The following is a 20,204-nucleotide window of genomic DNA, read 5'->3' on the forward strand; positions in this document are numbered from 1 at the left end:
GTGTTCGCGGCCCCCTGGTGTCTCGCGTCCGAGCCGACGAGACTCGCGCCTACGGCGCATGCGCTTCGACGACTCGGACGCGAGACGGGCCGCGAACGGTCGCTCGTAAGACTCGCTCCGTGGTGCTTGCGTAGGGCATAACAGTGGCAGGCGCCCACGACAGCACGTCTTCAACAGAGTAATCCGCTGACAGCGTCTACTCTGTCTGATTTGCGACGTCTGATGGCTCTCGTCCGAGTGGCGCCACCACCGCGGTATCAGACCAGAAGCGACGCGTTATCAGACCTTGTACTGGTAGAAACCTGCGCCGGTCTTCTTGCCGAGTAGACCGGCCTCGACCATGCGCATCAGCAGCGGCGGCGCCGAGTACAGCGGCTCCTTGAACTCCTGGTACATGGAGTCGGCAATGGATTTCACGGTGTCGAGGCCGACCAGGTCGGTGAGCGCCAGCGGACCCATCGGGTGGGCGCAGCCGAGCACCATCGCCTTGTCGACGTCTTCCTTGGTGGCGAAGCCGGATTCGACCATCCGGATGGCCGAGAGCAGGTACGGAACCAGCAGCGCGTTCACCACGAAGCCGGAGCGGTCGGCCGAGCGCACGACCTGCTTGCCGAGCACCTCGCCGGCGAAGGCCTCGGCCCGCGCGGACACGGCCGCGCTGGTCTTCAACGTGGTGACCAGCTCAACCAGCGGCAGCACCGGCACCGGGTTGAAGAAGTGCATGCCGACCACGCGCTCCGGGTTGGCGGTGGCGACGGCGATCTTCATGATCGGGATGGAGGAGGTGTTGGAGGCCAGCACGGCGTCCGGATCGGTGACGACCTTGTCGAGTTCGGCGAAGATGGCGGTCTTCACCTTCTCGTCCTCGAGCACCGCCTCGACCACCAGCTGGCGGTCGGCGAAATCGCCGAGGTCGGAGGTGAACCGCAGCCGCCATGCGGCCTGTTCGCGCTCGCGCTCGGTGATCTTGCCGCTACTCACGCCGCGATCCAGCGAGCGCAGGATGCGAGCGCGGCCCGCGGCGGCTAGCTCCCGGGTCTGTTCGTAGACGAGCACATCGATATGCGCCCGCGCACACACTTCCGCGATTCCGGCACCCATCTGTCCGGCACCGATGATGCCGACGCGCTGAATCTTCTCGCTGCTCACGTCCCGCTCCTGCTGTTTTTGTCTGGCTGTCGGGTGGCTGATGACGAAGGGTGCTCCGATAAGAGTCGGCCTTCGATGGTCCAAGGTATAGGGATGCCCTCCCGGCTGGGGCTGTTCAGCCGGGAGGGCGGTGTTGGATGGCCGCGCTCCGCGCGGCATGTTCGCGGCCCCCTGATGTCTCGCGTCCGAGCCGTCGAGACTCGCGCCTACGGCGCATGCGCTTCGACGACTCGGACGCGAGACGGGCCGCGAACGTCGCTCGTAAGACTCGCTCCGTCGGGGTCGGTTCAGCGTCGAACGCTGGTACACCCCGGTGTTCGACCGACTCAGACCGAGCGATGGCCATCGTTCACTTCAGCTCAGTGGAACTGGCCCTCTTCGGTGGAACCCTTCAGGGCCGCCGTCGAGGTGTTCGGGTCCACGGTGGTGGCGATGGTGTCGAAGTAGCCGGCACCGACCTCACGCTGGTGCTTGATGGCGGTGAATCCACGCTCGGCGGCGGCCTTGAACTCGCGCTCCTGCAGGTCGACGAAGGCGGTCATGCCCTCGCGGGCGTAGCCGTGGGCCAGGTCGAACATGCCGTAGTTGAGCGAGTGGAAGCCGGCCAGGGTGATGAACTGGAACTTGAAGCCCATCGCGCCGAGCTCACGCTGGAACTTCGCGATGGTCGCGTCGTCCAGGTGGGCCTTCCAGTTGAAGGACGGCGAGCAGTTGTAGGCCAGCAGCTGGTCCGGGAACTCGCTGCGGACGGACTCGGCGAACTTGCGGGCGACCTCGAGGTCCGGCACGCCGGTCTCCATCCAGATGAGGTCGGCGTAGGGGGCGTAGGCCTTGGCGCGCGCGATGCAGGGCTCGATGCCGTTCTTCACACCGAAGAAGCCCTCGGCGGTGCGGGTGCCGTCCAGGAACTCACGGTCGCGCTCGTCCACGTCCGAGGTGATCAGGGTGGCGGCCTCGGCGTCGGTGCGGGCGATGATCACCGACGGCACGTCGGCGACGTCGGCGGCCAGACGCGCGGAGGTCAGGGTGCGGATGTGCTGCTGGGTCGGGATCAGCACCTTGCCGCCCAGGTGGCCACACTTCTTCTCGGAGGCCAGCTGGTCTTCCCAGTGCACACCGGCGGCACCGGCGGCGATCATGGCCTTCTGCAGTTCGTAGGCGTTCAGCGCGCCACCGAAGCCGGCCTCGGCGTCGGCGACGATCGGGGCCAGCCAGTTGGAGACGGAGGTGTCGCCCTCGACCTTGGCGATCTCGTCGGCGCGCAGCAACGCGTTGTTGATGCGGCGGACCACGGACGGAACCGAGTTGGCCGGGTACAGCGACTGGTCCGGGTAGGTGTGGCCGGACAGGTTCGCGTCGCCGGCGACCTGCCAACCGGACAGGTAGATGGCCTTCAGGCCGGCACGGACCTGCTGAACCGCCTGGTTACCGGTGAGGGCACCGAGGGAGTTGATGTAGTCCTCGTTGTTGACCAGATCCCAGAGGATCTCCGAGCCACGACGGGCGAGGGTGGCCTCTTCGACGACGGTGCCCTGCAGCTTCGACACCTGCTCGGCGGTGTAGTTGCGGGTGATGCCCTTCCAGCGCGGGTTGGTGTCCCAATCCTGCTGGATCTCCGCAGCGGTCTTCGGGGTGCCGGCGTTCGACATCTCTGACTCCACTTCTTCGTTTCGGTGCCCCACGGTCGAGCATCGCTCGAACTGCTGTGGCGGCAATTTGCAGGCTTGCTAGGCCAATGGGGTGTACTTCCACACGATTGCACACCAGGAAATAGCCGTCTACCTGTTGCAAGTGTGAATCGGAGCTAGGTTTCGACCGGCCTTTGCTAACCTTGCGAAATTTGCCTGCGAATTGCAAGCATGCAACCTACCCGCCGGTAGCTCTGACGTGCGGTTTTAGCGTAACGCTCGTACTGTTTGCGATCGCTCCCCGGCCCGCCATCCGACGCGCTCGGCATTCCGGGTTGTGAGCACCTTCACAAGCGTCTGTGTGGTCCCCGCCACCTCGAGATGGGCGCGATGGTTCGATTGACGGACCGAGTCCATCGGGGAGAGACGCTCAGCGTCCGAGAGGAGCTTTTTATGCGGAAACTGTGGCTCGCCGTTGCCGTCGTATGTGGCCTTGGCGTGCAGTCGCCCGCGGCGAGCGCCGATCCGAGCACGGTGGAATCCGTCGCGCCGCTGGCCGCGGTGGCGACGCTGCCCGGGTCGGTGGATTCCAGCCGCATCTTGTATGCGACGACCACCACGAACGATGCGCCGACGGTGGCCAGCGCCGCGGTCTATTTCCCGCCCGGGGAGGCACCCGAGGGTGGCTGGCCGGTGATCGCGTGGGCGCACGGCACCGTCGGGCTCGGCGACAATTGCGCCTACAGCATCGCCGGACCCAGCGCGGTCGAACGGGACTGGGCGTATCTGGGGACCTGGCTGCGACAGGGATACGCGATCGTGGCCGCGGACTATGCCGGACTCGGTACGCCGGGCGACCATCCCTACCTCGATGGACGCGTGGAAGCACACAATGTCGTCGACGCGGTCAAGGCCGCGACCAGACAGTACTCGTCGCTGGCGAAGAGGTGGATGGTCGTCGGGCAGTCACAGGGCGGCGGTGCGGCCGTGTTCACCGCCCGGTACGCGACCGAATTCGGCGGACCGGAACTCGATTACCGCGGCGCGGTCGGCACCGGCGTACCCGCGTATATCGAAGACATACTGCAGCTGCTCGGGCCGCAGGTGCCAGCTGTCGAGTTGAACCACCACAGCACCGCGTACCTGCTCTACATCCTGAACGGGTTGCGCACGACCTATCCGCAGCTTGACATCGAGTCCGTCCTGACCGACTCCGGCCGCGAATGGCTCGGCCGGGCCCGCGAGATGTGCGTCACCCCGCTGGCCGACGCGCTGGGCGCGAACGACGTGCTGGTCGGCGACCTGTTCGCACGGCCGCTCGCACAGATTCCGAACCTGCACGGACTGTTATCCGGGTATATGGGCCTGCCCGAATCCGGTTACGACAAGCCACTGTTCCTGGGCCAGGGCCTGCTCGATACGGATGTGATCGCCCCGCAGACACTGCGGTTCGCCGCAGTGCTCGCGGCCAATCAGCAGCCGGTCACGTTCTACGTCTACCCCTACGATCACGACGGGACGGTCAACGCGTCATTGGCGAATTCGCTGTCGTTCGTCCGCAATCAGTTTGCCTGACGCGATCCGAACGACCTATCCGTAACCGCCTTCGGTGTCATCACCGCGGAATTTGCGCGGTTGTCGGGCACACTCGCTGCCGCTAGTCGCGGCCGATCGGTTGGTGGGTACGGTGCCAGTGTTCGGCGATATCGATGCGTCGGGTGATCCAGACATCGTTATGAGACTGGACATGGTCGAGGAAGTGCTCGAGGGCGGCTATGCGAGCCGGACGGCCGACCAGACGACAGTGCAGACCGATCGACAGCATCTTCGGACTGCCCTCCGCGCCTTCGCGATAGAGCACATCGAAGGCGTCGCGGAGGTGGGCGAAGAATTGTTCGCCGCTCGGGAAGCCCGCGGGTGAGGCGAAGCGCATGTCGTTGGTGTCGAGGGTGTACGGGACGACCAGGTGGTTCCTGCCACGCACGGTGACCCAGTACGGGAGATCGTCGGCGTAGGAGTCCGAGTCGTAGACGAAACCGCCGTGTTCGACCACCAGTTCCCTGGTGTGCGGTGAATCGCGGCCGGTGTACCAACCGAGCGGGGCCGCGCCGGTTAGTTCGGTGAGGATGCGCACGGCCTCGGCCATATGCTCGCGCTCGATGTCGCGGTCGGTGAGTTGGTAGGACTGCCAGCGCAGGCCGTGACTGGCGATTTCGTGACCGAGTTCCTGAAAGGCCGCCACCGCCTCCGGATTTCGCTGCATAGCGTGGGCGACGGCGAAGATGGTCAGCGGTAGGTCGCGGCGTGCGAAGACGCGCAGTACGCGCCACAGTCCGGCGCGAGAGCCGTATTCGTAGAGCGATTCCATGCTCATGTGGCGATTCGGAAACGCTTGCGCGGGAGTCATTTCCGAGAGAAAAGTCTCCGAATGCGGATCGCCGTCGAGCACATTGTGCTCCGCGCCCTCTTCGTAATTGAGGACGAACTGGACCGCGATCTTCGCACCATCGGGCCACTGCGGATCCGGTGGCGTCGCGCCGTAGCCGACGAAATCTCGTTCACCCATGCCACTCAGCCCCCGAGTTCGCCGTAGAGGCGCAGCCGTGCGAGCCCGCCGTCCGGGTATATATCCAGTCGGACCTCCTCCACCGAGGCCGCCATCGGCGCAATCACGAAGCGGTGCCTGGTATCGGGCAGCAGTTCGGTGCGCGGGAGCAATTCGAGTTCGGTGCCGTCGGTGGTGCGGCCGGTGAGTCGGGCCGAGCCTGGGCTATTACCGAGGAAGTACGACGTATCGATCTCCGCGAGGCGGATGAGGCCGGGTCCGGCCAGCCGGATCCGCACCCAGTCGTTGCTGTCGTCGCGGCGGCGGGCGGTTTCCCAGCCGTCACCCATTTTTCGCGCGAGACCCGGGTAGAGCAGTTGGTTCGGCGAACTGTAGAAGCGGTTGGAACAGTCGAGGACCAGGGCGCCGTTTTCCAGGGCGGCCAGGTCCAGTGGGCCAAGGCCGAGCAGATTCGGGTCGGGCCTGCCCTCGCCGTGCACGCGCAGCCGGGCGACGCCGCCGTCCGGGTGCATGGTGAGTTTCACATGGGTCCAACGGTTTTCGTTCTCGATCGAGAATGGATTGCGGCTGTCACCGGTTACCGGGGCCCGGTCGATCAGGGTCACCCAGTCGTCGCGCTCGGCGATGGTTTCCGCGGATGGATAGCCGTCGATCTCGAGTGCTGAGAGCGAAACCGCGGGCGGATAGTTGCCCTTGAACCAGGCGGTGTCCACCACGATGCCGCGGATCACGCCGGGTACGCCCAGCCGCACGATGGCGCAATCGTCGCCGGGGCGGCCGCGGTGCCTGCGGGTTTCCCAGCCGTCGTAGATCTGGCCCTTGTGTCCGAAGGTCGACGGTCGGTATTCCGACGGTCCCGGATTGATCAAATTCTCTTTCTCGGCGAAGAATTCGTCGTTGGCCCAGATGACCGAGCCGCCGAGCGCCCGGACGGCAAGGTCGGGCAGCAGCGTGAAAACTGCGGCGTCGGGCCCACCCGTCGCCCGCCGATCACCGTCCACGGAATCGCTACGCGATGCTCCACTCATTACACCTCCTGCGTAGTTCACAGCGTCTCCTGCGGAATCGGCTCGCGCGCGACGAGTGCCCGCAGCACCCCGGGAGTCAGTACCGGTGCGAGCGCGCGCAGCTCATCGGCGGTGCGTGCGCCGCAGTTCAGGCCGCGTAAAACGGTGGCCGCCAAGGCTTCCGCGGTGGCGGGCTCGTCCATGACGCCGCCGCAGCGCCGGTCGAGGTAGGCGACCAGACGTGGCACCGCGACGTCGATGGCGCGACGGAAGAATTCGTAGGTGGCCAGCCAGCGGGTGATCAGGTGGCCCGGATGCATGTCCCAGCCCTGGTAGTAACCCAGGCGCAGCGCCCGGCCGACAAGCCGATGATGGTTGCGCAGTGCGGATTCCGGATCGCGGTCCGGCACGATCTGGGTGGAGCCGTCACAGATCCACACACCCGTCTGGGCCGCGGCCACCTGCATGATCGACTTCGCGTAGTCCGCCGTCGGATGGTCGAGCGCCTGATCGGGTGCGGCGATACCGCACGCTGCGGTGTAGTCATAGGTGCCGAAATGCAAAGCACTGCAACGGCCTTCGGACATGCGAAGCATCTTGGCGACCGGGACGCTGCCGTCGGCGGCGATAATCGCCTGCGGGCTCTCGATCTGCAGTTCGAATCGCAGGGTGCCCGCATCGAGCCCGCAGCCGCGCTCGAGTCCGTCACACAGGGTGACCAGCGCCGCAGCCTGGTGCGCCGCACGGATTTTCGGGACGGTGAAGACGAAACCCCGCGGCACACCGCCCGCGGCATCCAAGACCAGCTCGAGGGTGCGCAGGGCGCGAGTGCGTTCGATACCCGCCAAGCCCTTCATCCGGATGCCGAAGCTGGTCGGCCCACCGGGTTGCTGCGCCCACGCGGCGAGTGTCGCGCCGGCATCGGTGGCGGCCTGGTCCTCCTCGGCGTCGGCGCGGAATCCGTAACCGTCTTCGAAGTCGATGCGCAGATCCTGGATCGGCCGCTGCTCGAGTTGGCTGCGCACGGCGGGCAGCGCGGCTGTGCCGTCGATTCCGGCGAGCAGATCATGGTGGCGATCGAGCAGTTCTATCGCCGCCGCACCCCATTCGACGGGGGTCGTGGCCGTGGCCCGGTCGGCGGGGACGTAGGCGGTGTGGATCGGCTGGACCCGGCCGTCGGAGCCCGGATACCGGGTCCGCAACTCGGCGTCGACCGTGTCGAGCATCGCGTCGATGCGAGCGCGGGCGTTCTCGGGTAGCCGTGTCGAATTTGCGCCGCTCGCCGGCGCTGTGTTTCCCGGACCCGGGTGGTTACGCACGCTGCCTCCTCCGGGCCTGACGCTCACGTCGCTGAGTGCTCACCCCTGGTCTCCTTCCTGAAGGGCGCGCCAGATCCGGTCCGCCGTCATCGGCAAACCGGTCTGTCGTACCCCGACAGCATCGCGGATGGCATTCGCCAAGGCGGGGGCGACCGGGTTGTACGGGGATTCGCTCATCGACTTGGCGCCGAGCGGGCCCAGGTCATCGGCGGTTTCGGCGAAGTAGACCTCGGTGTGCGGCAGATCGGCGAACTGCGGGATGTGATAGTGCCGCAGCGTCCGCGTGGTTACCTCGCCTTGCGCGCAGCGCATGTCCTCGTAGAGCGCGGTGCCGATGGCTTGCGCCACGCCGCCGACCACCTGGCCGCGGCATTGCACCGGATTGAGCACCGTGCCCGCGTCGGCGGCCTGGACGGATTGCAGGATGCGCACCAACCCGGTCTCGGGCTGCACGGCGACCCGGAATGCCTGCACATTGAAGCTGACCGATCGCGGGCTGCCCGCGTGTTCGCCGTGTCCGGACAACTCGCCGTCGGCCAGGAGCTCGGTGGCGCCGATCAGTCGATCGCCGCAGCGGACGCCATCGGCAACCAGGACGCACTCCGCTTCGGCGCGACCGGTCAGCTTGGCGGCCCGGACCAGGATGTGCTCGCGCAATGCCACGGCTGCGGCATAGGAGGCCTTGCCCGCGACGGTGATGCCGGTGGATCCGAAGGCGCCGGTGTCGTGGCCGACGACATCGGTGTCCGATTGCCGGATCACAATGCGGCGCATGTCGGTGTGCAGTGCCGTTGCCGCGAGTTGGGCGTGCACTGTTGTGGTGCCGTTGCCGAATTCGACTGTGCCGACCCGGAGTTCGTAGCGTCCGTCGGGGAGCAAGGCGACGGTTGCCTCGGAGCGGTGGCCGCGCGGTGGGATGGTGGCGATCATGGCCAGCGCCATACCGGTACCTACGCGCCATTGCGGACCGGGAGCGCGAACACCATTGCCGCGCAGCAAGGATCGTTCGGCGAGGTCGAGGCATTGATCGAGGCCGTAGCTGCCGAAGTCCAGATCGCTGTCGCCCACTTCCGCGCCGACGAATGCGTCGCCGGGGACGATGACATTGCGGCGGCGGAATTCGAACGGGTCGATATCGAGCGCGCGCGCCAGTTCATCCATGGCCGATTCGACGCCGAAGATGATCTGGCCGAGGCCGTAGCCGCGGAATGCGCCGGAGGGAATGTTGTTGGTGTAGACCGTCTTCGCCTCGACGCGCTTATTGGCGCAACGGTAGACCTCGATGGATTCGCCGACGCCGTGGAACAGCACGCCCGCACTGTGATTGCCGTAGGCACCGGCATCGGCGAGCACGTCGATCGACAGTGCGGTCAGCACGCCGTCGGCATTCGCGCCCGCGGTGACCGCCACCCGCATCGGATGACGGCAAGTGGCGCTGGTGAATTCATCGGAGCGGGTGAATTCGTATTGCACGGGACGACCGGTGCGCAGTACCGCCAGCGCTATCAGGTCCTCGGCCAGCATCTCCTGTTTGGCGCCGAATCCACCGCCCACGCGCTTGGCGAATACGCGCACCCGGTCACGCGGTAGCCCGAATATCTGGCACACCTCGTCGCGCACCAGGAACGGGACCTGTGTGCTGCAGCGGATGACCAGCCTGCCGTCCGCGTCCAACCAGCCGATACCGCCGTGGGTTTCCAGATGTACGTGCTGGGCCCGCGGGGAGTGCCAGACACCACTGACCACCTGTGCCGCCGCGGCGAGGCCCGCCTCGACGTCACCGACCGCACCGTTGATCTCGGCGATCAGATTGCGTTCTGGATCGGCGATACGAGCCGAATCCGGTTTATCGGCATGCAGTTTCGGCGCGTCCGAAAGCAATGCATCGGCCGGATCGAATACCGCCGGCAGGATTTCGTATTCGACCTGTAGTGCTCGGCAACCTGCGCGGGCGATATCCAGGCTCTGCGCCACCACGGCGGCGACCCGCTGTCCGATGAATCGCACCGTGCGATCCAGCACATAGGTGTCATCCGGATCGTCGACTCGCAGTTCGTGGCGTGCGGTGGAAAAGGCGAGATCGGGGGCGTCCGCGTAGGTGAGCACCGCATACACGCCCGGCAGGTTTTCGGCGGCCGAGGTGTCGATGGAGACGATTCGCGCGTGGGGGTGCGGGCTCGGCAGGACGGCGATATGTAGCGGGGCCGTCGGAGGTGCGTCCTCGCCCTCGGGGCTGACGTCGAAGGTGAAGGGTTCTGCACCCGTGACAATTCGAGGTCCGGCGGGCGCGCCGACACCGGTGCCCGCTCGTCCAGTGGCCTCCTCCGATGAGACGTGCCGAGCAGCAGGGTTCAGGTATATGGTCGCGTCCGCACCATGCGCCGATACGCCATCAGGATCCGAGGGGGAAGCAGCGCCCAGGGCATCGGCAATCGTGCTATATCCGGTGCAGCGACAGAGATTTCCCTTCATGAGCTCTGGCAGTGCCTCGGGATCCGGGGCGCTCCGGCCACCGCAGCCGAGACCCGCGGCGGTGACCACCATGCCCGCGGTGCAGAAACCGCATTGGAAGGCCGCCGAGTCCACGAACCGCTGCTGGACGGGGTGCGGCTCTTCGGCGGTACCGAGGCCGGAAGCGGTGGTGATGGAGCGGTCCGCGGCACGATAGGCGGGAATGATGCACGAGTGCACCGGCACACCGTCCAGTTGCACGGTGCACGCACCGCAATCGCCCGCATCACAACCTTTTTTCACCGCGAAATGGCCGTGTTCGCGCAACAGCGAACGCAGGCATTGCCCCGGGCGAGGTTCGGCCCGCACCAAGTGACCATCGACCTCGAATCTCATTGCCTATCACCGGCTTCGGCGCGTAGCTCGGCCGCGACCTCGCGAGCGAGCACACCGGCGACATGGCGACGCCAGTCCGGTGCTCCGTGCGGATCGTCGAACCACAGTGTCGGATCGATGGCTGCTACCGCACCCCGCACCTCCGCATCACCGGGCGTCCCATCGAAATCCAGCACTATGGGGCGGGTCGTCGCCGCGGTTATGGTCAGTGCGCAGCGGCCGTCCGCCTCGCGCCGACCCATCACAACCGCACCGGAGCGACCGAGCGGAGCCAGCGCGATCTTCCGGAATGCGGTGCGCGCGTGCAGACTTCGAGTCGGAACGGTGATCGACCGCAACACCTCACCGGGACCGAGCACATTGCGTCCCGGCCCGAGCACGAACTCCCGCAAGGGAATCCGCCGATCATCGCCATCCGGCGACCACACCAGCGCGACGCCGTCCAATGCCACCAGCGCCCCCAACACCGCCCCGGCGGGCAACGACAAACACACATTCCCGCCCACCGTCGCCGTCCGCCATATCTTGTGCGAGGCCACCAACGCCCGACACGCACGCGCGAACAACGCCGTCCCCGGCCACTCCACCCGCAACACCGCCACCCCCAACTCCCGCCCGACCCCAGCCCCGGCCAACTCCGCCAACGTGCAGGTAGCCGCGATCTCCAACCCCTCCCCCGTCTCCGTCAGAGCAGCCCACCCGAGCGCGGTTATATCGACCAGCCGATCCAGCTCCTGCTGCGGCTCCGAGAACAAGAACGTCCCCCCGGCGAGTACCGCACAACCCCCGCCCACAACAGCCAGGTCGGCCCGCCCCCGCGCCACAATCACATCTCGAATCGTGTCCAGATCCACACCACACCTCGCTCCACTACCGCTACCGCCACAGTAGAAGCCGTGGGTTGCCGCGATGTTGCGCGACACCCGTCCCAGGTTGCGCGGTCGTTACCCACGGAACCGCGCAGTCCGCGACGTCTGTAGTTCCAGTATCCAGCAATACCGTCTGATCAGGACATTCGTCTTAACCACGGCAACTCGCCCGACCCACTGAATACGCGTTTGCCCCCGAAGACCAGCCAGGTCCGGTCTGCACACGACGGACCGGGCCCGGCGATCGGGTTGTGTATCCGGGTACAGCCGTCGCACGACTGGATCCGTCGCAGAAACCAAGGCGTTGCGGCATCGGAGCGCCGAACCGGATCCGCGTGGCGCTGCCGGGATACGGGTTGGTGGAGGTCGGCGCAGCGAGAGCCAAACCGGGCTGCAAACACACGTATCGACTTCAGTGACATCAGCAACGACTCAAGATTTCCGGTGGCACAGGCACTCTCGGCACATTGCGAGCTCGGGATACCGCGTGCGACCGTATACACCAGCTCAGACTTTCAGTCCTTTCCTGGTGACGTAGACGGTGTGAAAGGTCCACACCCCGGCAAGGACTACCAGCCATTGCAGGCTGCTCACCAGCGGGACCGAGTCGATCGGGAGCGTGTAGGCGAGCACAACGCGTACCAGTGCGTCTCCGGAGAAGGTTGACCCCCAGACCGCGGTCAGCACTCGCAGCTGGCGGCGGAATTGGGAGTCGTTATCCCAGCGTGCATCCCACTGCCGGTAGCCCTCCTCGCCGATCTTCGCCGTGACGATCGCGCGGGAAGTTGTGCGTATGAAGGGCTGCTGGGTGAACAGGGTGGCCAAGATCCACAGGCCTAGCACGCCGAAGATCCAGCTGTCACGCACCATCAGCGTGCGGGGATCACCGGTCACCAGCGACATCACCGCGCCCACCACGATCATGGTGAGAGTGAACAGCGCCACCGTGTCGACGCGGCGCTGCCGGATCGCGTGGTAGGTGAGGAATGGCACGGTGAGCGCGGCGGGCGCGATCAGCGCCAGCCACGGATTCACTCCCGCCGCACGCAAGCCGTAGTAGCCGCCGATCGGCAGCACCAGTTCCACGATCAATTGTCGCGCGACGAGGCGGCGCGCAGCGGCATTTTTCTGTCGCGACGTGCGATCCGCCGCAATCGACTGCTGCTGGTTCATCTCGGCTCGGGACGTGATCACGATTGCCTCCGTGTGGCGTAATCGAATAGGTCGGCCAGTTCGCGTGCGCAGGCCGCGGTATCGAAGTCGGGGTCGAGGCCGGCTCGGGTAATGGCCGCCTCCCGCGCGCCCCGGATGGCCAGCACCATGATGGCGGGATCGAAGTCGCGAAATGCGCCGGCCCGCTGCGCTTCTCGCATCCACCGCTCCTCGGCACGGGTGATCTCGGCCAGATGCTCGACCAGGCCGAACTTCTGCGGGTCGTCGGGACGGATGTTGGCGATGATGCTTGCCAGCGCCCGCTGATGTCGGGGGTACTCGCCGAGCAGTGCCAGGTTGGCCGTGAACCAGGTGCGTAATTGAGCGGTATATCCGGACTCGGCGTCGAGCTTGGCGACGACGAATTCCGTATTCACGCGCACGATCTCGGTGGCCACCTCGCGGATCAGATCATCTTTGCCCTCGAAGTGGTAGGAGATCATGCCGGTACTACTCAGCCCCGCCTGGTTGGCGATCTTCGCAAACGACGCATTCGGATAGCCGGCCTCGGCGATCACCTCGATCGCGGCCTCCACGATCTGCGCGCGGCGCGCGGTCTCGGTGAAGGTCCGCGCCTCACGCTTACCTGAGCCACTCCTTGCTTGCATAAGCAAAACATTAGTGCGTCTTGCTCAGCTAAGCAATATTCGGAACAGACGAGCAAACTCCGATGGGTATTGGTCGTAGTGTCTGCGCAGCGCCGATCGCCGCGCGCATCAAGCTCGCTCGATACGAAGGCGACAGCCGTGACGGCGCTATCCCGCCTTCGCGACGAGCGCCGCCTGCGCCCGCGCGACCTCGCCGCCGACCTTCGCCTCGTCCACCGTGCGCACCTCACCATCTCGAACGACCATGCGCCCGTTGACGATCAATGCCGCCAGTGGCGGTGCCGAGCCGAGAATCAATGCGGTCACCGGGTCATCGATGCCCGCGTGTGCGGGTGTATCGAGGCGCCACAGGGCGAGATCGGCAAGCTTGCCCGGTTCGATCGACCCGATTTCGGCTTCTCGCCCCAGCACCCGCGCACCACCGATAGTGGCCAGCTCCAACGCTTTTCGAGTGCTGATCGCACGCGGTCCGCCCTTGGCCCTCGCATAGAGCAGCGCATTGCGCGGCTCCTCGATCATCGAACTGGATTCATTGCTCGCCGCACCGTCCACGCCGAGGCCGACCGGCACGCCCGCCGCGACCAGATCCGCCGTGCGCGCCGTACCCGCGCCGATCCGCGCATTCGAGGTGGGGCAATGCGCCACTCCGGTACCGGTTTTCGCCATGGTGTCGATGGCAGCGTCGTCCAGGTGGATGCCATGTGCGTACCAGACATCCGAGCCGAGCCAACCGAGTCGCTCCATGTACTGCGCGGGTGTGCAGCCGAACTTATCCGCACAGAACTGCGCTTCATCGATCGTCTCGGCCAGATGGGTATGCAGGCGTACGCCGAGATCGCGTGCTAGTACCGCGGATTCGCGCAGCAACTCCGTGGTCACCGAGAACGGCGAACACGGTGCGAGTGCGATCCGCAGCATCGAGTCGAATGACGGATCATGCCAGCGGGCAACGGCATCCGCGCTCGCGGTGAGAATGGCGTCGAGGGTCTCCACCACCTCGTCGGGCGGCAAACCACCTGAGCTCTGCCCGAGATCCATCGAGCCGCGCGTCGGATGGAATCGCAAGCCGACCTCGGCGGCCGCGGCGATCTCCGCGCCGAGCAGGTCGCCACCTTCGCGCGGGAATACGTAGTGATGGTCGGTGGAGGTGGTGCAGCCCGTCCGGGCCAGCGCGGCGAGCGCACCGGTCGCGGCGACGCGAACCGCATCTTCATCGATACCGGCCCAGATCGGATAGAGCGTGGTGAGCCATTCGAACAGCGTGTTATCCGCGGCCAGACCCCGAGTGACCCACTGGTAGAGATGGTGATGGGTGTTCACCAGTCCGGGCGTGAGCAGGCAGCCGCGGCCATCGATGCGGTGCGTGTCCGCGCCGAGATCGGGCGCGTCACCCGCACCGACCGCGGTGATCCGGTTGCCCTGCACCGTCACATACCCGCGACGGTATTCGGTGCCGTTCGGATCGACGGTCGCCACGGCGCACCCGTCGATGACCGTCGTTGTCGTCATAGTGCCTACGGTAGCCATGCGGGCCCGGCTTCCGGGGCATCTTCCCGCTGCACAGTGGCATGGATGAGCCCGTAGGGCCGGTCATCGGCGTGAAAGACCTCGCCGTGGTTCGCGATGCCGAATCGAGCGAGGTCGTAGTCGAAATGATGCTTATTCGGCGCGGCCAGCCGGATTTCGGCGAGCACCGGAAAGGCCTCGAGTGCGGCCTTGCCCATTTCGAAGAGCGTCTGCTGCATAGCCTTCGAATGCAGCGTCGCGAAGACCTCGACCATCCGCTGCCGGACGCCCGCGTACACCGCATCCCAGTCCACGTCGGTCGTAGCGGCGAATCGCCACTGCGCGACGAGGGATGTCGCGAGCATCCGGTCGCTCGTCGGCGCGAGCACGGTGAAATCGTCGGTGAGGAAGTCGGCGAATTCCGAGCCGGTCGACTTGAGGATCACCAGATCCTTGACCCCGCCGATCACCCAGGCCTGCTGCCGCTCGCCCTTACCCGCGACCGTGACCGTCGCGGTCCGCACCTCTGGCCCCTGCCGCACCCAGGTGTGATCGTGCTCGCTGCCGTCGACGGTAACGCGCTGCCAGGCATACTCTTCGACCTCGATGCGCGCGCTGTCGACCGGTGCGATCTCGTCGACAAAATGTGCGGCGAGCGTTAGCGCATAGTCTTCGATCGGTTGCAGCCCAGGCTTTTTCGCGTACGCGTAGGCGGTCTGCTTCTGGCTATCGGTGGGCAATACCTTCGACTGGTCACCGGCGACATACGCATTGGCGAAATCGCCACGCAGCACCGTGGATACGTTCACATCGCGGATCTCGTGACGCGGCTGGTCCCGATAAATCCGGACGATGCGATTCTCCGCCTTTCCATACCGGTTGTCGGACAGCACGATCGGTCCGGTCAGCTCCATAGCCGGCTCAGCTCCCTCGGTAGGTGGAAAAGGCGAAGGGCGACAACAACAATGGGACGTGGTAGTGCCGCTCTTCGATGACGACGAATGTGACGCAGACCTCCGGATAGAACGATTCGATCTCCCGCTCGGCGAAGTATGCGCCGGTATCGAACACCAGCCGATACGTCTCGGGTGGCAGTGAAGTACCGAGGGAAGCGATCCGGCCGTCGTCATCGGTTGTTCCGGAACCGAGCACCTCGGTGTCCCGATAGAGCACCACTGCGATACCGGCAGCCGGCGCGCCGGCGGCGGCATCGAGCACATGTGTACTAAGCGTGCTCATTCGGCATCCCCGACCAGCAGCCGCGCCAACCGAATCCGATTGATCTTCGCCAATTCCCTTCGCATAACCAGCCTTTCGGTCTCCGGATCATTTCCGAGCCGGGCACTGAGCAATTCCAGCAGCTCGTCCCCGGACTTACCGGTCGCGCACACCAGGTAGATATGGCCGAACTTCTCCTCATAGGCCAGATTGCCCTCGGCCAGCCGCACCCGCACGGCATCCTCGGCCCCGGCGACCCCGGCCTGCTCCCGCGCGGATGCCGCAGTATGGGGCCGGGCACCGATACGCGGATGTCCGTCGAGTGCGCGATCGACCTCCGCCTCCGACAATTCCGCCAGCACCGCGTCGGCAGCATCGAATACGGCATCAGTATTCGCGTACGGCCGTCCGGCGACCAGAGCCCGCGCCCATTCCGGCGAAGCGCAACACACGAGCAAGGCCGCATTCGCCTTCGCTTCGGGCAATGCGTTGAATTCCGCGAGGCCCAACCCGTCGTGTGTCATCGGACCAGCATCGAATACGACCGACCCGGTCGCCAGTCGAATAGGGATAGATCACTTCCGGCGTGTCGTCGGCGTCCGGCCGTCGACGTCACAGCACTTTTCCGTAACCCATCAGCTACGCGGCCGGGCTACCGTCTGCTCATGGCTGTATCACCCGAACCGGTCTGCGCGGGCATCGTCCTGGCCGCGGGCGCCGGGACGCGCTACGGGATGCCCAAGGCATTGGCCGAGGGCGGCGCCTGGCTGCGGTCGGCGCTAGCGGCCCTGCGCGACGGCGGCTGCGATCCGGTGATCGTGGTGCTCGGCGCGACCGGACCGTCACCGGATGCGGTCGATCTACCCAAGGGTGTCGATCATGTGTGGGCAGCGGACTGGGCGACCGGCCTCGGGGCCTCACTGCGGGCGGGTTTGCGAGCCGTCGCGCATACGCCCGCCGAGTACGTCGCGATCATGCCGGTGGATACCCCCGACGTCGGAGCCGATGTGGTCGCCCGAGTCGTCGCCGCGGCCTTCGCGGCACCGACCGGCTTGGCGCGGGCTGTGTTCCACACCACACCCGGGCATCCCGTCGTGATGTCCCACAAGCATTGGACCTCGGTGTATCAGGCAGCCGTTAGAGATTCCGGCGGGCGCACCTATTTGGCCGGTAATAACGATATGGTGTGCGTCACGTGCGACGATTTGGCGACAGGCGATGATCGTGACTTCCCGGCCACGCCGCACGCGTGAGCGGAGCTGAACAGATGCGGGACATCGTCGACGACCTATTGCGGGTGTGGCATTCGGGCCGAACAGGTGGACTGGCCACCGTCGTGCGAACTGTTGGTTCCGGACCGCTGCCGGTCGGGACATCGATCCTGGTAGATGCCAATGGCGCGGTCTACGGTTCGCTCCTCGGCGGCAGCGTCGAGTCGACAGTGATCGAGGCCGCCGCCGATGCCGCGCGCAGCGGTCGACGCGGACTGCACCGCCTCGGTGTCCCGCCGGGCGAGCCCGGATTGGACTCCGGCGGCATGGTCGATGTTTTCGTCGAGCCGTTCTCACGCCGGGACTTTCCGGAATTCCCCTCCATAGCCGCCGAAATCGCCGCGCACCGCAGAGTTAGCCTGTTCACCGTGGTGTGGAATCCGGATCCGGATCTGATCGGACAGCATCTGATCACCCCGCAGCGGCATGCGACCGAACTGGTAGCGCTGCCCGAATCCGATGTGTTCGTGGCCTCGTTCCCGCCGCCGCCACGGCTGATCATCTTCGGCGCCAACGCCTTTGCCGCAGCACTGTCCGTACAGGCCAAACTGCTCGGCTACCGCGTCACGATCTGCGATTCCCGCGACACCTTCGCAACACCCGAAGCCTTCCCGGGCGCCGAGGTGGTCGTCGACTGGCCGCACCGGTACCTGAATACGCTCTCGGCGGCGGGCGAAATCGATGGCAGCACGGCGATTGTCGTCCTCGGGCACGATCCGACGTTCGAAATCCCACTGCTCACGGTGGCACTTCGGCTACCCGAACTGGGTTACCTCGCCGCCAACGGCTCCTGGTCCGCACACCTGAGACGCATCGAGGATCTGAGGGCGGGCGGTTTCGATGACGCGACTCTGGCCCGCCTGCACTCCCCCGCCGGTCTCGATATCGGGGCACGCACCGCCGCCGAAGTCGCCGTTTCGATCGCCGCCGAACTGCTTGTCGCCCGCTCCGGAGCCGGGCGTCAGATCACCGAAAACCGGAGCGCCGAACCGCAATTCAGGGAATTCCCGGCCAGCGCCCCGGTGGCACTTTAGCGCTACTTCAGGCCAGGATTCTCCGCGTACACCTCGCGCAGCACCGAGAGGTCGAACAGCTGGTCGGCCTTGATATCGATCTTGGCATTGCGCAGTGCGGCGATATTCTGCTCGATCAACTGATCAGTCATGGTCAGCAAACCATTGGCGGTCGAATCCGCGGAAACGACGAGGCCGTTCTGCGCGGTCGCCTCCTGAGTCTGTTCGTTCAGATCGAGTTTCTGATCCTTTCCGTACACCTCGACCGCCAGGCGCCCCGATTCGGCCGGATTCGCCACCGCATCCTTCCAGCCCTTGATCTCGGCGATCAGGAAGGCCTTCAGCTTGTCGCGTTCCTTATCGATGGTGGACTGCTTGACCGTCAGGGTCTCGGCCACCAGCGGCAGGTTGTAGTCCGCGAAGAGGAAATTGACATTCTGAAATCCCTTGGCGGTCAACGTGATCGGCTCATTGGTCACATAGCTGACCCAGCCGTCGACCTCGCCGTTGGCCAGCGGGGTCGGATCGTATTGCGCGGGCACGATGGTCACATCGCTGGGCTTCATACCGTTGGCGTTCAACAGGGCGTTGAAGATCAGCTGATTGGTGTCCTGGACGCCGATCTTGCGGCCCTTCATATCCTGCGGGGTCTTGATCGGCTTGGCGGCGGAGCTGACGATGCAGAACGGGTTCTTCTGATAGGTGGTCGCGACGATCTTGGCGGGTAGGCCCTCCAGGATCGCGGGGGCGGTGGTCTGCGGGGCCGAGGTGCCGAGCCAGACCTTGCCGGTGTCCAGGCCTGCCTCGACCGAGGTGCTCGCCGCACCACCGGCAATCAGATTCACCGAACCGAATCCGGCCTCCTTGTAGTAGCCCTTCGAATCGGCGAAGTATTCGCCCGCGAATTCGATGTTCTTGAGCCAGGACAGCTGGATCGCGACGGAACCGTACTTGGATCCGTCCGCCACCGACCCGCCCGACGAGTCTTTCGAATCATCGCCGCATGCGGCCAGCAGGCTCGCGCCGCCCAATGCTGCGCCGGCCAGCGCGGAGTAACGAAGCAGGGATCGCCGGTTCAGGTGCGGCCCGAACGAAGAGCGTTGTACGGGGTTCATGGGCCGAATCTAGGGGGATTCCGTTTCGATTTCTTTACTTTGGCGTTCCGAGCACTGATTTTACGAAAACTGACCGGTCAGCGGCGGCCCGCTTCGGGCCCGAAGCGCGCCAGTACCAGATTCTCGATGACGCCGACGATCGCGTACAGCAGCACCGAAACAATGGTCACGATAACGATCGAGGCCCACAGCTTGCTGTATTGGAAGGTCGGGATAGCGCGAATCAGACTGGCCCCCAACCCGGTTCCACTACCCAACCATTCACCGAGCAATGCGCCGATCAACGCGCCGGGCACCGAGATTCGCGCCGCCGCGAAGACCGAGGGCAGGGCGGCGGGCACGGCGACCATGCGCAGTCCGGTCCAGCGGGAGCCGCCGTATGCGGCCACCAGGTCCATCGCTTGCCGCGGTGCATTGCGCAAACCGGCCATGATCATGACCAGTGCCGGGAAAAACACCACGATCGCCGCGAGCACCGTCACACCGGCCAGTCCGCGACCGAACACCAGCACGATGATCGGGGTCAGCGCCACCAGGGGCACCGAACGCAAGAGCATGGCCACGGGCATGAATGTCTGCTCGACCACCGAGAACGAGACGAACAGCGCCGCGACGACGAGAGCCGCCAGCATGCCGACGCCGAAACCGATCGCGGCGTCACGCAGGGTGATCTGCAGGTCGTCGAAGATCGCCTGGCGTGCGGTGTGTGCGCCGGAAGAGTTGAACAGGTACTTCCAGATATCGCTGGGTGTTTTGCCTACTCGGGGGCCGACTTGAGGGAAGGCCTTCAGGAAGACGTACCAGATCACCAGCATCAGCAGCAGCGCGGTGACCAGGGGGAACAGGAAGCGGCCGATGCGGGTGAGGACGGCGAGG

General features: G+C 65.6%; 18 protein-coding genes. 3 read left to right on the forward strand and 15 right to left on the reverse strand.

Annotated elements, in window-relative coordinates:
- Positions 1–279: 279 nt before the first annotated feature.
- Both AB0J47_RS29945 and aceA read right to left on the reverse strand, forming a co-directional pair.
- The gene (locus AB0J47_RS29945) at positions 280–1,149 is read right to left on the reverse strand and encodes a 3-hydroxybutyryl-CoA dehydrogenase (RefSeq protein ID WP_364353397.1); all 870 of its coding nucleotides are present in this window, start codon (positions 1,147–1,149) and stop codon (positions 280–282) included.
- 359 nt (positions 1,150–1,508) lie between these two features.
- Entirely contained in the window at positions 1,509–2,798 is a 1,290-nt protein-coding gene (gene aceA / locus AB0J47_RS29950) for an isocitrate lyase (RefSeq protein WP_364353400.1), read from the reverse strand.
- Positions 2,799–3,230: 432 nt separating this feature from the next.
- Here aceA and AB0J47_RS29955 point away from each other — a divergent pair, with 432 nt between their 5' ends.
- Entirely contained in the window at positions 3,231–4,352 is a 1,122-nt protein-coding gene (locus AB0J47_RS29955; RefSeq protein WP_364353403.1) for a lipase family protein, read from the forward strand.
- A gap of 82 nt (positions 4,353–4,434) precedes the next feature.
- Here AB0J47_RS29955 and puuE read toward each other — a convergent pair whose 3' ends face one another.
- The 11 genes from puuE to uraD all read right to left on the reverse strand — a co-directional run bounded on the left by puuE (position 4,435) and on the right by uraD (position 16,453).
- Positions 4,435–5,343 carry an allantoinase PuuE gene (gene puuE, locus AB0J47_RS29960; RefSeq protein ID WP_364353406.1) on the reverse strand — a complete coding sequence of 303 codons (909 nt, stop codon included), beginning with the start codon at positions 5,341–5,343 and terminating at the stop codon, positions 4,435–4,437.
- 5 nt (positions 5,344–5,348) lie between these two features.
- Positions 5,349–6,371 (reverse strand): allantoicase, encoded by a 1,023-nt coding sequence (gene alc, locus AB0J47_RS29965; RefSeq protein WP_364353410.1) that lies wholly within the window; start codon positions 6,369–6,371, stop codon positions 5,349–5,351.
- 17 nt (positions 6,372–6,388) lie between these two features.
- The gene (locus AB0J47_RS29970; RefSeq protein ID WP_364353413.1) at positions 6,389–7,576 is read right to left on the reverse strand and encodes an aldolase/citrate lyase family protein; all 1,188 of its coding nucleotides are present in this window, start codon (positions 7,574–7,576) and stop codon (positions 6,389–6,391) included.
- Positions 7,577–7,708: 132 nt separating this feature from the next.
- On the reverse strand, positions 7,709–10,516 hold the full coding sequence (locus tag AB0J47_RS29975; protein ID WP_364353416.1) for a molybdopterin cofactor-binding domain-containing protein: 2,808 nt from the start codon (positions 10,514–10,516) through the stop codon (positions 7,709–7,711).
- A complete protein-coding gene (locus tag AB0J47_RS29980) occupies positions 10,513–11,370 on the reverse strand; it encodes an FAD binding domain-containing protein (RefSeq protein WP_364353419.1) in 858 nt (285 codons plus the stop codon). The genes AB0J47_RS29975 and AB0J47_RS29980 overlap by 4 nt, the downstream gene beginning before the upstream one ends.
- 522 nt (positions 11,371–11,892) lie before the next feature.
- A complete protein-coding gene (locus AB0J47_RS29985) occupies positions 11,893–12,579 on the reverse strand; it encodes a VC0807 family protein (protein WP_364353422.1) in 687 nt (228 codons plus the stop codon).
- On the reverse strand, positions 12,576–13,205 hold the full coding sequence (locus AB0J47_RS29990) for a TetR/AcrR family transcriptional regulator (RefSeq protein WP_364353425.1): 630 nt from the start codon (positions 13,203–13,205) through the stop codon (positions 12,576–12,578). The genes AB0J47_RS29985 and AB0J47_RS29990 overlap by 4 nt, the downstream gene beginning before the upstream one ends.
- 147 nt (positions 13,206–13,352) lie before the next feature.
- Positions 13,353–14,714 carry an 8-oxoguanine deaminase gene (locus AB0J47_RS29995; protein WP_364353428.1) on the reverse strand — a complete coding sequence of 454 codons (1,362 nt, stop codon included), beginning with the start codon at positions 14,712–14,714 and terminating at the stop codon, positions 13,353–13,355.
- A 5-nt stretch (positions 14,715–14,719) separates the two neighbouring features.
- Positions 14,720–15,625: a factor-independent urate hydroxylase gene (gene pucL / locus AB0J47_RS30000; RefSeq protein ID WP_364353431.1), complete on the reverse strand. Its 906-nt coding sequence runs from the start codon at positions 15,623–15,625 to the stop codon at positions 14,720–14,722.
- A gap of 7 nt (positions 15,626–15,632) precedes the next feature.
- Positions 15,633–15,950, reverse strand: a complete 318-nt coding sequence (gene uraH / locus AB0J47_RS30005) for a hydroxyisourate hydrolase (RefSeq protein WP_364353434.1) — start codon at positions 15,948–15,950, stop codon at positions 15,633–15,635.
- Positions 15,947–16,453: a 2-oxo-4-hydroxy-4-carboxy-5-ureidoimidazoline decarboxylase gene (gene uraD, locus AB0J47_RS30010; RefSeq protein WP_364353437.1), complete on the reverse strand. Its 507-nt coding sequence runs from the start codon at positions 16,451–16,453 to the stop codon at positions 15,947–15,949. The genes uraH and uraD overlap by 4 nt, the downstream gene beginning before the upstream one ends.
- A 141-nt stretch (positions 16,454–16,594) precedes the next feature.
- Here uraD and AB0J47_RS30015 point away from each other — a divergent pair, with 141 nt between their 5' ends.
- Entirely contained in the window at positions 16,595–17,182 is a 588-nt protein-coding gene (locus AB0J47_RS30015) for a nucleotidyltransferase family protein (protein WP_364353440.1), read from the forward strand.
- 14 nt (positions 17,183–17,196) lie between these two features.
- Entirely contained in the window at positions 17,197–18,234 is a 1,038-nt protein-coding gene (locus tag AB0J47_RS30020) for an XdhC family protein (RefSeq protein WP_364353443.1), read from the forward strand.
- Between the two features lie 2 nt (positions 18,235–18,236).
- Here AB0J47_RS30020 and AB0J47_RS30025 read toward each other — a convergent pair whose 3' ends face one another.
- Together AB0J47_RS30025 and AB0J47_RS30030 are read right to left on the reverse strand one after the other, a co-directional pair.
- The gene (locus AB0J47_RS30025) at positions 18,237–19,328 is read right to left on the reverse strand and encodes an ABC transporter substrate-binding protein (RefSeq protein WP_364353445.1); all 1,092 of its coding nucleotides are present in this window, start codon (positions 19,326–19,328) and stop codon (positions 18,237–18,239) included.
- 77 nt (positions 19,329–19,405) lie between these two features.
- On the reverse strand, positions 19,406–20,143 hold the full coding sequence (locus tag AB0J47_RS30030) for an ABC transporter permease subunit (protein ID WP_245672143.1): 738 nt from the start codon (positions 20,141–20,143) through the stop codon (positions 19,406–19,408).
- Positions 20,144–20,204: the final 61 nt, after the last annotated feature.

Origin of the sequence: Nocardia sp. NPDC049737, assembly GCF_040674755.1 — a bacterium.
Taxonomy (GTDB): Bacteria; Actinomycetota; Actinomycetes; order Mycobacteriales; family Mycobacteriaceae; genus Nocardia.